The organism is Cytobacillus sp. BC1816 (assembly GCF_051353635.1).
Classification (GTDB): domain Bacteria; phylum Bacillota; class Bacilli; order Bacillales; family Cytobacillaceae; genus Cytobacillus; species Cytobacillus oceanisediminis_C.
Genome location: NZ_CP195611.1, coordinates 2,284,457 through 2,298,498, shown reverse-complemented (window position 1 = coordinate 2,298,498; position 14,042 = coordinate 2,284,457). Strand labels below are relative to the sequence as shown.

The window sequence follows — 14,042 nt, the reverse complement described above, 5'->3', positions numbered from 1 at the left end:
TCACCTTGGGTCTGTTTTTCGGATTAATTCAAATACATCCGTCATCGGCCTGGTATAAATATGTCCTGCCATTCGGCCAACTGGCTTCAGTTTCTCAGAATTAATCCTTCCATTTTCATATAGCCCTTCAGCAACATGCACATGCTCCACTTTTCCAATCACCAGGCTTCCTGAACCAGGTTGTTCTCCAAAATGAAGTACCTGATGGAGACTGCATTCCAAGTGGACTTTTGATTCTTTCACCCGTGGAGGATTCACAGCAGCACTTTTTTCCTTAGTAAGCCCAGCAGCGACTAGTTCGTCTGTACCTGCCGGATAATCCGCTGCACAAATATTCATCTTTTCGGTAAAGTCTTCACTGACGATGTTAATAACGAATTCCCTTGTCGCTTCGATATTGGCAAGCGTGTCTTTCTTAGAGCCATCTGTCCCTTTTCGCATCGGTGAAAAGCAAATCAGCATCGGATCTGCACATATGGCAGTAAAAAAACTAAATGGAGCTGCATTTACATTTCCATCCGCATCCAAAGTGGTAACAAATGCAATAGGACGCGGGAGGATAGAACCAACCAGCAGCTTATAAGCGTCATTCCATTCCAGACTGGCAGGATTTAATTCCATACACCTTACACCGCCTTTTCATTTAGAAGTTTGTTTATCACATCGATGGCTGCTTCATTATCCTCCCTTGTACCTAAAGTCATCCGAAAAGCATCAAGATATCCCTCAAGCTTCAATTGCCGGACAACTAATCCATTTGCAATCAAGTTCTCCGCTATAGGATACTGACTGAAAATATAAATAAAGTTAGTTTGGGAAGGAAAAAAGCCAACCTGTAAATCATTTAACTTCTGGCTCACAAATTCCATCTCTTTAGCATTTTTTTCAGCACATTCCCTTATAAAGCCCTGATCATGTAATGCCGCTTCAGCGGCTGCCTGTGCCAGATGATTGACATTAAAAACATCTTTCACCTTATGAAGTTCATTCACTATCTCGGAATCCATGATTCCATAGCCGACACGGAGTCCGGCAAGACCGTAAATTTTGGAAAAAGTTCTTAGAATGATCAAGTTCGGCTTCTTCTCCAAAAGTGAAATAGATTCAAGGTAATCTGCAGATTGCACATATTCATAGTAAGCTTCATCCAGAATAATCAAGATATTCGAAGGAACTGTTTTGATGAATTGCAGAAGTTCTGTTTTACCGACTATGGTTCCTGTAGGATTGTTGGGATTGCAGATAAATATCATTTTTGTTTTTTTGTTGATCTGTGCATACATGGCATTTAGATTATGTGTGCCATTTTGCAGCGGGACAGTTATAGCACTGCCTCCTTCAATCAGGACGTTGGTTTCATAGCGAGGAAAGGTAATCTGTGCCATAATAGCTTCGTCTCCAGGACTTATGTATGCTCTAGTCAATAAACGGATGATTTCTTCTGAACCATTGCTAACAAGAAATTTATCTTGATTTATATTATAGAAACCTGCCAGTTTGCGCTTGAGCAGGGAAACAGTTCCGTCCGGATAAAAATAAAGGCTATTCATCGCTTTGCTGATGCTGTTCTCCACTTCGGGTGAACAGCCATACACATTTTCATTATCAGACATTTTCCGGACAGCCATTAAATTGAACTTTTCCTTAAGCTCTTCCGGCGAGCTGCCAAGCGGGTAAGAAACAATCTTCTCCACGGAGCTTTTTGTCTGGATTCTGGCCATCTTCGCTGCCTCCTCCTTTAATTATTAAAAAAGGGAGAAAGCATCTCCCCCTCAAAAAACAAAGAGTATTAATTCTGAAATTCAATTACGTCTAGCTGCAGTTCCTGCCCCTCGAGGTGTCGGGGGCGGCCAAGGCGCTTCAGCTTTTCTATTTATAAATTCCCTCTTCTTTCCTGCTCACGTTCTATTGATTCGAAGAGTGCTTTAAAGTTGCCTTCGCCAAACCCACGTGCACCTTTACGCTGAATAACTTCAATGAATAGGGTCGGACGGTCTACAATCGGCTTAGTGAAAATTTGAAGCAAATACCCTTCGTCGTCACGGTCAACGAGAATGTTTAATTCTTTCAATTTATCAATCTCTTCATCAATCTTTCCTACACGCTCAGAAAGCATTTCATAGTAAGAATCAGGTGTGTTTAAAAACTCCACCCCATTCTTGCGGAGAATGCTGACAGTGCTGACGATATCCTCAGTCAGGATGGCGAGATGCTGCACACCTGGCCCGTTGTAGTATTCCAGATATTCCTCAATCTGGGATTTGCGTTTCCCTTCTGCAGGCTCATTAATAGGGAACTTTATCCTGCCGCCATTATGCATAACCTTGGACATCAGTGCGGAATATTCTGTTGTAATGTCTTTATCTGTAAAGTGCTTCATTTCCTTGAAGCCCATTACATTTGCATAATAATTCACCCATTCCTCCATTCTCTCTACATTTCCAACAACATGGTCGATTCCGATAAAACCGGCATCTTCAAATGGAACTTCAGTTTGATAAGGCTCAAAGCCAGGCATGAATACCCCTTTATAGTTATTTCGTTCGACTAGTGTGTGAATTGTATCCCCATATGTACCAATAACTGCTTTTTTTACTGTGCCATGCTCATCCTTTATCTCAAAAGGCGGCTGTATTTCAATTGCGCCTCTTTCGACTGCAGCATTGTAGGCCGTTTCAACATCATCGACGGCTAAAGCAATATCCTTTACGCCATCCCCATGCTTTTTAATAAAATTCGATACTCTGGAACTGTCATTTAAAGTTCCGGTGATCACGAGACGGATCTTTCTTTGCTGAAGAACATAAGACACCGTTTCCCTATTGCCTGTTTCCAGACCAGAATAAGCAACTGGCTTAAAGCCGAAAGCCGTGCAGAAATAATGGCACGACTGTTTCGCATTCCCTGAGTAGATTTCTAAATAATCTACCTCCTTCACAGGAAAGAAATCGGCTTTTTTTTGTTCCCTTAACATTTTTTCATCTTGCATACTAACGCCTCCATTTCAAATATTATCAATATTTTGAATTTATCATAAATGAAATCTGCAAACGTTCTCAAGAGTTCAAGTTAAAGCTATAATGCACTTCTGCATTAAAGTAAGTCACACTTTTAATTTTTGCTCATTTTTGCTTTTGGGCGGGATGTGAATAGCCTGATTCCTTAAAGCTTCTACAGCTTCAAGCAGGCCTTCGTTTATACTGGGATGGGGATAGTTCGGGAAAATTAGATCTTCATCCCTGGCTGCCATTTCCAATGCCGTAATGCCGGCTGAAATTAGCTCAATAGCCCCAGTGCCTACCATGTGGATTCCCAGAAGAACTTGTTTTTCCTTGCAGCTGATCACTTTTATAAATCCTTCTTTTTTTCCGGCCAAAGTGCTAAATCCGTTGGCAGACATAGAAAATTGGCCAATTTCAATATCGTTGCCCATGTTAATTGCTTCCTTTTCCGTTAACCCGGCACTCGCAATCGGAGGCTGTGTATGAGCTACAATCGGAATGAAATGGAAATCGGATTGAGATTGAATCCCTGCAATCGCTTCTGCTGCTGTTTTTCCTTGTTTAATTGCTTTAACAGCAAGTGCAGGGCCTTCTGTGACATCGCCAACAGCAAAGATATGTTTCTGTGTTGTCCGGCTTTGAGCATCCACCTTTATAAACCCGGCAGCACATTGTTCAACCCCTATTCGGGATAGTCCCAGCTGATTGGTGTTTGGTCTGATTGTAGTAGAAACAAATAAATGTGTGCCTGAAATTGTTTCTATTTTTCCCTTCAATTCAAAAGTTACTGTAAACATGTCTTCCTTATGCTGTAATTCCAATACTTCCGAATTTTTTACAATGTCTATTTTTTTCTTTTTTAAAACTCTCTTCAGTTCCCGGCAAATGGATTGATCGAAATCAAAATCCTCTTTCCCATCATCAAGTATCATAGTTACTTTAGATCCCAGAGCCTGAAAAGCCATGCCAATTTCAAGCGCAATATAGTCACTGCCATAGATTAATAGTTTTTCGGGTATTTCACTCAAATCTGAAATGGAATGCTGATCTAATACCAGTTGACTTAACTCTCTGGTCCAAGGTGGTTTTTCAGGTGTTCCGCCGGTCGCAATGACTGCATTCCTGAATCTGAAAACATCAAATTTGTCTCCTTTTTCAACGCCAACCTTATCCTCAGACAGAAAAAAAGCTGAACCACTAAGTATTTCAATTTTATTGGCCTGACAGAGCGCTTCAACTCCTGCACGGAGCTGTTCAATTTTCTGCTGTTTGTATTTCTGAAGCTTATTTAAATTAAACGATATACCTCCTCCTTCCAGCCCCCATTTTTCCCCCTCTTGAAATGAAGTGAATTTTTCTGCAGACTGTGTAAGGATCTTTGAAGGAATGCAGCCTTTATTTAAACAAATCCCGCCAAGCTGGTCCTGTTCAACCAAGGTAACACTGCGTCCGAGCTGTGCAGCACGGATCGCAGCATGATACCCTCCGGGGCCGCCGCCGATAATGATGACATCGCACTCATGTGCCAGTTCTCCAACTACCATTTATACCATCTCCAGAACAAGCATTTTCGGATTTTGAATCAATTCGGCAAACCGGTTTGTAAAACGTACAGCTGTCGCCCCGTCTGCAACTCTATGATCAAAAGACATAGATATATTCATCATTGACCGGATCACAATCTGATCATCGCCTGTGACAACTGGCATCTTTTTTGTTTTATGAAAAGATACCAGTGCGGTTTGCGGATGCTGAATAATCGGTGTTGCTCCAAAGCTTCCGCCGAGCGGTCCCACATTGCTGATCGTAAATGTCCCGCCAGATATTTCTTTTACAGAAAGCTTATTTCCCACCGCTTTTTCCGTGAGCTGTTTCATTTCAGCATGAATTTCTCTGATTGTCTTATTCTCAACATGCTTAATGACCGGAACGATGAGCCCCTCATCCGTATCAACCGCAATACCGATATGGTGTTCACTTGCCAAATGTATTTCTTCCTTTTCTTCATGCAGGACTGCATTGAACACAGGAAATTCTTTCAGGCAAATTGACAATGCCTTCAGGAAAAAGGCTGTTGCAGATATATTTTGGTTCAGAATTTTAAGATCTTTTCTGAAAGTGATCAGCCCGGTTACATCGATTTCTTCAAAATGGGTACAATGTGGAATGATAGAGAGGGACTGTGCCATTTTCCTGGCGATCTGTTTCCTTCTGCCCCTAAATGGAATGATTTCCTTGTCAGCAGGAGGGTTTATTATAGTTTCCGTCAAAACCGCTTGCTTCTGCTTAACTGGGTCAGGCTTACTCTGTGAGGATGCTAAGTATTGATAGATGTCTTCATCCAAAATACGGCCAGCAGGACCTGTCCCTGTAATATTCTCAATGTCTATCGAATTTTCCCTTGCTATTTTTCTCGTAAATGGAGAAGCAAGCACCCGTTTTCCTTTGAATGCGGCAAAAGATTCCAATGGCTCATGCAGCTTAGGAGAGTTTGCAGGATGAGAAGTGACCTTCACTTTCTCGATGCCATCATGTCCCGCCGCCTCTAAAATTAAAATGGTCGTCCCCACTGTAATCGTATCGCCAGGCTCCACTTTAAATTCCTTAATAATTCCCGCTCTGGGAGCAGGTATTTCAGCAGTCATTTTATCAGTCTGTACTTCAACTAGCGGATCATCGGCTTTGACTGCATCCCCTGGTTTAACTAAAAAGCAATTGATATCTGCTTCTGTCATGCCTTCTCCAATATCGTGAAGTTTCACTTCCACGGCTTCTCCTCCTAAAACTTCATAACTTTTTCTATTGCTTGCTGGATCCTTGCCGGAGTTGGCAGGTAATGGTCCTCAAAACCGAAATATGGCACTGGTGCATCAAATCCAGTAACCCGTTCAACAGGTGCTTTCTGATATAAAAACGATGTATCATTAATGATGGCAAGTACATCATTTCCTACTCCACCGGTAGCATGAGCTTCATGGACAATGACTGTTCTCCCTGTCTTTTGGACAGATTCTGCGATCATATCTTTATCCAGAGGGAAAAGGGTCCTTAAATCAATAACATCACAATGAGTGTTCTTTTCTTTCATCAGCTTTGCCGCTTTTATAGTCTCAGGCACCATGGCTCCCCACGTAATGACCGTCACATCATCACCCTCCATGAGCTTATTGCCTTTTCCAATTTCAATGCTATACTTCCCTTCAGGAACTTCCTCCTTGGCCGAACGATAACAGCGCATCGGCTCAAGAAACAGAACTGGATCCGGGTCTTCAATGGCAGCAATCAGCAGCCCTTTCGCGTCATAAGGACTGGATGGGCAGACTACCTTAATGCCAGGCATATGAGTAAAAATGGCTTCCGTTGAATCACAATGAATTTCCGGAGCTCTAACACCAGCACCATAAGGAGCCCTTATAACCATCGGAACAGTAAAATGTCCCATCGTTCTCATTCGGATCCTCGACGCATGAGTCATGATTTGTTCATATGCAGGATAGATAAAACCCAGAAATTGAATTTCAATTACCGTTAAAAATCCATTTACAGCCAAGCCAATTCCCGCTCCGACAAAACCCGCTTCACTTAAAGGAGTATCAATAACACGGCCTTCGCCATACTTAGCTTGAAGACCATCAGTTGCACGAAAAACACCACCGTTCTTTCCGATATCTTCGCCCAGCAGCAAAACCTCTTCCTTTTCATTCAGCATGGTATCTAGTGCATCGGTAATGGCTTGAACTAATGTCATGGTCTTTGCTCCAACTGCCGTTTTCATTATCGGCCACCTCCCATCTGCTTCAGGTACTCCTCTTTCTGCTGCCTGATTTGCCAAGTCGGCTCTGCAAAGACATGGTCAAAAATAACTGCTGGATCGGCAGGGGGAAAATCTTCCATTTCGGCTATAGCCTGATCTATTTCAGCTGCTGCTTTCTCTTCAATGGTCTGCACCCATTTCTCATCAAATCTACCCATGTTCTTCAACCAGCGCTCAAGTCTTAAAATGGGGTCAGCCTCTTGTCTTCTATTGCTGCTTTCGGATTGGTTACGGTACTTAGATGGATCATCTGCAGTGGTATGTGCCCCATATCGCCACGTAACTGCTTCGATTAGTGTCGGCCCTTCACCTTTACGGGCCCTTTCTAATGCATTTAAGGTTTCAAAATAAACCATGAAAACATCATTGCCATCGATTCTGACTCCCGGTATATCATAAGCCAGGGCTTTTTGGGCGATTGTTTTTGTATTCATCTGCTTGTTAAACGGAACAGATATGGCGTATTGATTGTTTTGATTAAAAAAGACAACCGGCGCTTTAAAAACGCTGGCGAAATTCACCCCTTCATGAAAATCCCCTTCGGAAGTTGCACCGTCTCCAAAATAAGCAATAGCAGCATTTACTGTGCCTTTTTTCCTTTCTGCGAATGCAGCTCCTGCCGCATGAGGAATTTGTGTCGCAATCGGGATGGCCGGTGGAAAAATTTTCTTTCCGTCAGGCGGCACACACCCTTCATTTCTACCGTTCCAAAACAACAGGATATTTCGCAGTGAGTGGCCAAAGGTCATAGCTGCTCCGTGGTCGCGATAGGTAGGAAACATCCAATCGTTCTCCCTCAGGGCAGCAGCAGATCCGACCTGGGAAGCCTCCTGTCCTTCGTAAGGTGCATATGTGCCTATCCTGCCCTGGCGCTGGAGTGAAATAGCCTTGCGGTCAAAAATACGGATTCTTACCATATGTCTATAAAACTCTTTTACAAGTTTTTCAGTTATTTTTTCTTCATAATCGGAATTGATGATGTGTCCATTTTCGTCCATTATCCGCCTGATCGGAAAGTGATTTTCCATCTTCTCACCCTTTGGCTAGTTAATTATTTTCAGCACTTTTATACAGTATATATGTTGTTATCAGACCAAAAAAAATTAGGTTCTTACTGCCCACTTCGGGCGTTTCATATGGGAGAAAAAGCTATTTCTGCGTGTGCGCGCTTCAATACGGCTCTCGCAGAATTGGTTGGATGCTTCCACCGTTGTTATTCCATTTGCGTCAGCATGTTCGTAGATGTTCAGAAGAGAGTTATAAATAGCTTTTGTTTTGCGGAGTACCCTTTCTTTATTCGGTGTGTATAATTCGTCTGCAACCTGGATTAATCCCCCTGCATTCACAATATAATCGGGTGCATATAATATGCCCTTATCTTTAAGGATTTGACCATGGCGCATATCCTTAAGCTGGTTATTGGCAGACCCTACGATTGCTTTTACTTTAAGCAGGCCGATTGTGTCATCATTAATGATCCCGCCCATTGCACATGGAACAAAAAAGTCCGCCTGTGCCTCATATATTTCATTGCTGGAAAGTACCTTCACCCCGGCACCAAGTTCTTTCGCTTTGCTGAGAAGCTGGTCGATTGCCTGCCGGCTGATATCTGTAACAAATAAATCTGCCCCTTCCTCCAGCAGTCTTTCTGCCACTTTATATCCAACTTTTCCAAGTCCCTGAATGGCATAACTTTTGCCTGAAAGGTCGTCTGCTCCAGTCAGTGCTTTATTGGTTGCCTGCAGGCCATAAATAACACCATGTGCGGTTGGTACCGAAGAATCGCCGCTTCCTCCATAAACCTCATCAACCCCTACAATGCAATTCGTTTCCTTTAGGGCATGAACAAAATCTTCTGTAGAAGTCCCCATGTCCGTTCCTGTATAGAAGCGCCCGTTCAATGATTCAACAAATTGGCCAAAGGCGCGGAATAGTTCGGGTGTTTTATCTTTTAATGGATCCCCGATAATGACAGCCTTCCCGCCTCCGAAGTCACAATCTGCAGCTGCACATTTATAGGTCATGCCTTTTGATAATCGGAGGACATCTTCAAGGGCATCATCCACACTGTTGTATGGAAACATACGGCAGCCTCCCAATGCCGGCCCCAATCTGGTGCTGTGGATTGCAATGATTGCCTTCAACCCGGTAGATTCATCGTTGCAGAAAACGACTTGTTCATGATCTTTAATTTTCTGAAACATATCTGTCATTTCATTCTCCCCTTTATTTATGATAGCGCTTACAATAAAATTAAATTAAAATGCCTTTTTTGTTTAGGCTCAGCTGCTTCTAATCTTTTAATCTCTCTTTAACATTTCTGCAATCCTGCTTTTCTTCAGAATTACCTGTTTGACTTCACCTTCGCCAGCCAGTATTTTTCCATTATGGACGGTAATAGTTGAGTAAACTGAATTTCCATCCAGCTTGGATACGGTTGCCGTTATAATAATGGATGATCCTTCAGGTGAAGGAGATAAATGCCTGGCAGAAACTGCTCCCCCCATCCCTTCTTCTTCCTCATCCAAGTAGGGGATAATCAGCAGGCGGGATGCCCATTCCATATGATAGATCATCGTTACGGTTGAATAGGCAGGATGAATGACCTCCCCTTCAAACTGTGCGAACATCTCAGGGGAAACCACCGCATGGACAACTGCCTGGTTCCCAATTTGCAGCCCAGGTTTCATACCATCCCTCCCTGTTATACATGAAATATGTATGACGTTTATTTAACGATATGATACCATTACGTTAAATAAATAGTCAATAAATTGTAAAAACTTTAAAAATTCTTTTGATTCCCTTCCATGCAAAAAGGACTAACCAGCAAAATTGGCTAATCCTTTTTTTATTCTAAGAAAGCAAAGCACGATCACTTGCCATTTTTGTTCCGCGAATCCGCTGAAATTCGTTTAGCAGCTGTTCAATTGTCAGATGCTGTTTCTGTCCATCATCCACTTCAAGAATAATCTGGCCTTTATCCATCATAATCAGCCTATTTCCTAAATCCAGCGCCTGCTGCATATTATGAGTGACCATTAAAGTGGTTAAATTGTACTTCTTAACAATTTCCTTGGTCAGATTCGTTATAAGCTCTGCACGAGCCGGATCAAGAGCAGCAGTATGTTCATCGAGCAAAAGAATGGATGGCTCTGTGAAGGTAGCCATTAATAATGAAAGTGCCTGCCGTTCGCCTCCTGATAATAATCCAACCTTTGCATTTAGACGGTTTTCAAGGCCGAGATGGAGGGTTTCCAGAACTTCGCGAAAATAGTCTTTGCGCTTTTTCGTAACTCCTTTTTTTAAGGTTCTTGTTTTATTCCTTGAATATGCCATGGCGAGATTTTCTTCAATTGTCATGGACGGAGCGGTACCAGCCATCGGATCCTGAAAAACCCGGCCTATGAGCTTTGCCCGATTATATTCAGACATGCCCGTGACATTTTGGCCATCGATATAAACGGAGCCGACATCAGGAATCATGACACCGGAGATAATATTCATTAAAGTGGACTTTCCTGCCCCATTACTTCCGATTACGGTTACAAAGTCCCCCTCATTCAATGTGAGATTGATCGTATCCAGTGCAATCTTTTCATCTGGAGTCCCTTCATTAAAGACTTTATGAATCTGATTTAATTGCAGCACCAGTCTCACCCTTTCCGCCTGATGGCAATTCACTTATGTTCATGCTTCCTGCAAGCCTTTTGGCTTTCCGTTTCTTCTCCTTTGTGCGGTCAATAATCTTCGGCATTATTAAAGCAAGGATTACAATTGTTGCTGTAATCAGCTTCATATCACCAGGTTCCAGGAACTCTACCCTCAGTGCCATGGTCACTACAATGCGGTAAATTATTGCTCCGCCAATAACCGCGAGAGTAGTCCTGGCAATCGTTTTTGTGCCAAATAGCGCTTCACCGATGATGACTGAAGCCAGCCCGATAATAATCATTCCGATCCCCATACCAACATCGGCGAATCCTCCTTGCTGGGCAATCAATGCACCGGAGAAAGCAACCATTGCATTTGACAGGCCAAGCCCTAAAATCACCATCATATTGGTGTTGGCAGAAAGACTGCGGATCATCCTCTTGTTATCACCTGTAGCCCTTAAAGCTAAACCAATCTCCGTCTGAAGAAACCGATCTGTCAAAAATTTTATTGCCAATGTTACAACTAACATAAATAGGATAATGCCCCATGTTCTTGGGAGGCTGCCGCCAAGTCCCGCCATGGTCAAAATACTGTTGAAAAAAGAATCAATTCCTGTTTTATCCCAAAAATCCCTGACATGTGTAATAGCAGTTTCTGTGTTCAAGAGCGGAACATTTGATTTACCCATGATACGAAGGTTTATTGAATACAGAGCAATCATCATAAGGATTCCTGATAACAGCGCATTGATTTTTCCGAAAGTATGAATAATACCAGTAAGGCAGCCGGCAATAAAACCTGCAAATAAGGCAGTGATCGTTGCCAGAAAAGGATTAGCACCGCTGACAATCATGGTTGCGGCTACCGCCGCTCCAGTCACAAAACTTCCATCGACCGTTAAATCAGGAAAGTCCAAGACCCTGAAAGATAAATAAACTCCAAGTGCCATAATTGCGTAAATAATGCCTGACTCGAACGCACCGAATATGGCTGTAAACACGAAGAATCACACCCTTTATAAATTAAATTAGAATTAAAATGCATTTAACGCCGATAACTGTCAAGATTCACAGGGAATTACCGACACCTCAATAAACATACGGTTAAAAGCATTAGCTTTTTGGAGAAGCGCCTCCCCCTCGAGGTGCTGGGAGCGGGTAAGGCGCTCTTGGCTTATAGCTTAAAATTCAGCCGGCTGGATATTGCACTGCCAGAGGGCGGATTTACACTTACTCTTCATGGAACTCAGCGAAATCTGTCCATTCTTCTTTTACTTCCAGTCCTTGTGCTTCAGCTGCTTTTTTATTGATAACCAGTTTGAGGCTTCCGGGAAGCTCAACCGGAATTTCAGATGGTTTTTTATTTCCTTTTAAGATCTCAGCGGCCATTTTGCCTGTCTGATAACCAAGATCAAAATAGTTGAATCCGCTGGCTGCAATAGCCCCGCGTTTCATGGAATCCAGTTCACCCACGAATAAAGGAATTTTTTTGCTGTCAGCGACAGAAATAACCGATTCAAGCGCAGACACAACCGTGTTATCTGTAGGGATATAAATGGCATCTACTCTTCCAACAAGAGAGTCGGCTGCCTGCTTTACTTCAGCAGAGGTTGAAACAGATGCTTCAACAATTTTTGCTCCTTTTGGTTCAGCAAGTTCTTTTACCTGTTTAACCTGAACCTCGGAATTTTGCTCTCCAGAATTATAAATGATGCCAATATTTTTAACACCCGCTTCATCAATCATAAAATCAATTGTTTTTGAAGTTCCTTCCGGATGGTTATCAGTAGTACCTGTGATATTATCTCCGGGCTGATCAAAGGATTCAACAAGGCCGGCTCCAACCGGGTCTGTAACAGATGTGAAGAGAATTGGAATGTCCTTCGTCGCATTTAGAGCACTCACGGCACTCGGAGTAGCATTTGCAAAAATCATATCCACTTTATCGCCGACAAAATTATTTGCAATCGACTGCGTATTATTCATATCGGCCTGAGCATTTTGAAAATCGAATTTTACATTATCGCCTTCTTTAAAGCCTTCATCTTCCAATGCTTTTTTAAATCCTTCTGTCGCAGCATCTAAAGATGGATGTTCAACAAATTGTGTGATGCCAATTGTGTATTGCTTCTTCTCATCTCCTCCAGAAGAAGAACCACTACCACTGGATTTTTCCTCTCCACAGCCGCTCAAAACAAGCATCCCTGCAGCCATTAATAAAGAAAGAGTTTTTAACGATTTTTTCATTATATGACCCCCTATTCAAATTTATTAACTATCAGAATGCTGATAGTTTAGACCCCTTATGTATGCGCTTACATATCGAAGTGGAATCAGTACGCAAATTGGTTTTCACTATTTATATGATATTTACTTTCAATATCGTAAATACAACGTTATATTATCACCCAAAGTATCGGAGTGTCAATAATATTCTAAAAATTTAATATATTTTAATAAGTTATGATTACATAAAAAAGCAAGCAGGAATATTACTGCCTGCTTGCTAGTTTAATAGCTTTTTAGCCATATGAAGCTGAGTGTTAGCCTCCTCTATCATATTATCCAAAAGCTCCTTTACGCTTGGAAGATCAGCAATCAGGCCAGCTACCTGCCCGCTGTTCATGAACCCTTCATCACCGTCTCCTTTTATCGCTCCAATTTTATGATAGTCTTCTGAAGTGAGTTTATTAAACTCATCAAGACTGATGCCCTTTTTTTCGTAATCCAGCAATTTATTGGCATAACCGGTGGAAAGGACTCTTCGTATTCTGCCAACTGAACGCCCCACTATAAGGGTTTCATGATCGGATGCTTCAATAATTTTCTGTTTATACTGCGGATGGAATGGTGCTTCTTGGGTTGCTATGAATCTAGTGCCCATTTGCACACCGCTTGCCCCGAGTGCTAGCATGGCAGCAAGCCCTTTGCCATCACCGATTCCCCCGGCAGCCACGACAGGAACTGACACCACGCCTGTAATTTGAGGGATCAATACGAGTGTCGTGGTTTCAAGAGAACTATTGATTCCTGCTGCCTCATACCCTTCAGCAGCAATAATATCCGCGCCGGCTGTCTCTGCCTTCAGCGCCTGTCTTACCGAAGCAGCTACAGTTATAACTTTCACACCATTTTCATGCAGCTTAGGGATAAAAGGAGCCGGGTTTCCAGCCGAAAGGGATACGGCTGGAATCTTATGTTTAATTATAAGGGTAAGAATTTCCTTTACATATGGGGAGACACTTAATGCAACATTAACAGCAAATGGCTTATTTGTTAAACTTCTTGTTTCCTCAATTATCTTCTCAACTTCCTCAGGAGGCATTGTTCCTGCTCCAATGGTGCCGAGCCCTCCAGCTTCCGAGACCGCCGCTGTTAAAATGGCATTGCTAATATTCCCCATGCCGCCCTGAATAATTGGATATTTAATATTTAAAATGTCCGTTAATATATTCAACCAAATTCCTCCTCCGTCAAAATAATGTTATACTAATTTCAATAGTTTGACAATTAGAAACGCATATACTTAACAATGAAGGATGAGGTCAATGACTCAGGTAAAATACCCGT

General features: G+C 42.3%; 13 protein-coding genes. All 13 read right to left on the bottom strand.

What is annotated here, in order from left to right; all coding sequences use genetic code 11:
- Positions 1-621, bottom strand: coding sequence for a flavin reductase family protein (locus tag ACR42H_RS11805; RefSeq protein WP_436376329.1), 621 nt, complete (start codon positions 619-621; stop codon positions 1-3).
- Positions 622-626: 5 nt separating this feature from the next.
- Entirely contained in the window at positions 627-1,721 is a 1,095-nt protein-coding gene (gene hisC / locus ACR42H_RS11800) for a histidinol-phosphate transaminase (protein ID WP_436376327.1), read from the bottom strand.
- Between the two features lie 152 nt (positions 1,722-1,873).
- Positions 1,874-2,989 carry a 4-hydroxyphenylpyruvate dioxygenase gene (gene hppD / locus ACR42H_RS11795; protein ID WP_113880778.1) on the bottom strand — a complete coding sequence of 372 codons (1,116 nt, stop codon included), beginning with the start codon at positions 2,987-2,989 and terminating at the stop codon, positions 1,874-1,876.
- A gap of 114 nt (positions 2,990-3,103) precedes the next feature.
- A complete protein-coding gene (lpdA, locus tag ACR42H_RS11790; protein ID WP_436376325.1) occupies positions 3,104-4,546 on the bottom strand; it encodes a dihydrolipoyl dehydrogenase in 1,443 nt (480 codons plus the stop codon).
- A complete protein-coding gene (locus tag ACR42H_RS11785; RefSeq protein ID WP_436376323.1) occupies positions 4,547-5,770 on the bottom strand; it encodes a dihydrolipoamide acetyltransferase family protein in 1,224 nt (407 codons plus the stop codon).
- 11 nt (positions 5,771-5,781) lie between these two features.
- Positions 5,782-6,777: an alpha-ketoacid dehydrogenase subunit beta gene (locus tag ACR42H_RS11780; RefSeq protein ID WP_436376322.1), complete on the bottom strand. Its 996-nt coding sequence runs from the start codon at positions 6,775-6,777 to the stop codon at positions 5,782-5,784.
- Entirely contained in the window at positions 6,777-7,844 is a 1,068-nt protein-coding gene (pdhA, locus tag ACR42H_RS11775; protein WP_436376320.1) for a pyruvate dehydrogenase (acetyl-transferring) E1 component subunit alpha, read from the bottom strand. Before pdhA ends, ACR42H_RS11780 begins: the two co-directional genes overlap by 1 nt.
- 75 nt (positions 7,845-7,919) lie before the next feature.
- Positions 7,920-9,029 carry a Leu/Phe/Val dehydrogenase gene (locus ACR42H_RS11770; protein WP_436376319.1) on the bottom strand — a complete coding sequence of 370 codons (1,110 nt, stop codon included), beginning with the start codon at positions 9,027-9,029 and terminating at the stop codon, positions 7,920-7,922.
- 87 nt (positions 9,030-9,116) lie between these two features.
- Positions 9,117-9,506 (bottom strand): thioesterase family protein, encoded by a 390-nt coding sequence (locus ACR42H_RS11765; RefSeq protein WP_113880772.1) that lies wholly within the window; start codon positions 9,504-9,506, stop codon positions 9,117-9,119.
- A 166-nt stretch (positions 9,507-9,672) separates the two neighbouring features.
- The gene (locus ACR42H_RS11760) at positions 9,673-10,467 is read right to left on the bottom strand and encodes an ABC transporter ATP-binding protein (protein WP_436376316.1); all 795 of its coding nucleotides are present in this window, start codon (positions 10,465-10,467) and stop codon (positions 9,673-9,675) included.
- Positions 10,442-11,473 (bottom strand): ABC transporter permease, encoded by a 1,032-nt coding sequence (locus tag ACR42H_RS11755; RefSeq protein WP_113880770.1) that lies wholly within the window; start codon positions 11,471-11,473, stop codon positions 10,442-10,444. The genes ACR42H_RS11760 and ACR42H_RS11755 overlap by 26 nt, the downstream gene beginning before the upstream one ends.
- 229 nt (positions 11,474-11,702) lie before the next feature.
- On the bottom strand, positions 11,703-12,719 hold the full coding sequence (locus ACR42H_RS11750) for an ABC transporter substrate-binding protein (RefSeq protein WP_436376314.1): 1,017 nt from the start codon (positions 12,717-12,719) through the stop codon (positions 11,703-11,705).
- Positions 12,720-12,978: 259 nt separating this feature from the next.
- Positions 12,979-13,929 carry an NAD(P)H-dependent flavin oxidoreductase gene (locus ACR42H_RS11745; RefSeq protein ID WP_436376312.1) on the bottom strand — a complete coding sequence of 317 codons (951 nt, stop codon included), beginning with the start codon at positions 13,927-13,929 and terminating at the stop codon, positions 12,979-12,981.
- Positions 13,930-14,042: the final 113 nt, after the last annotated feature.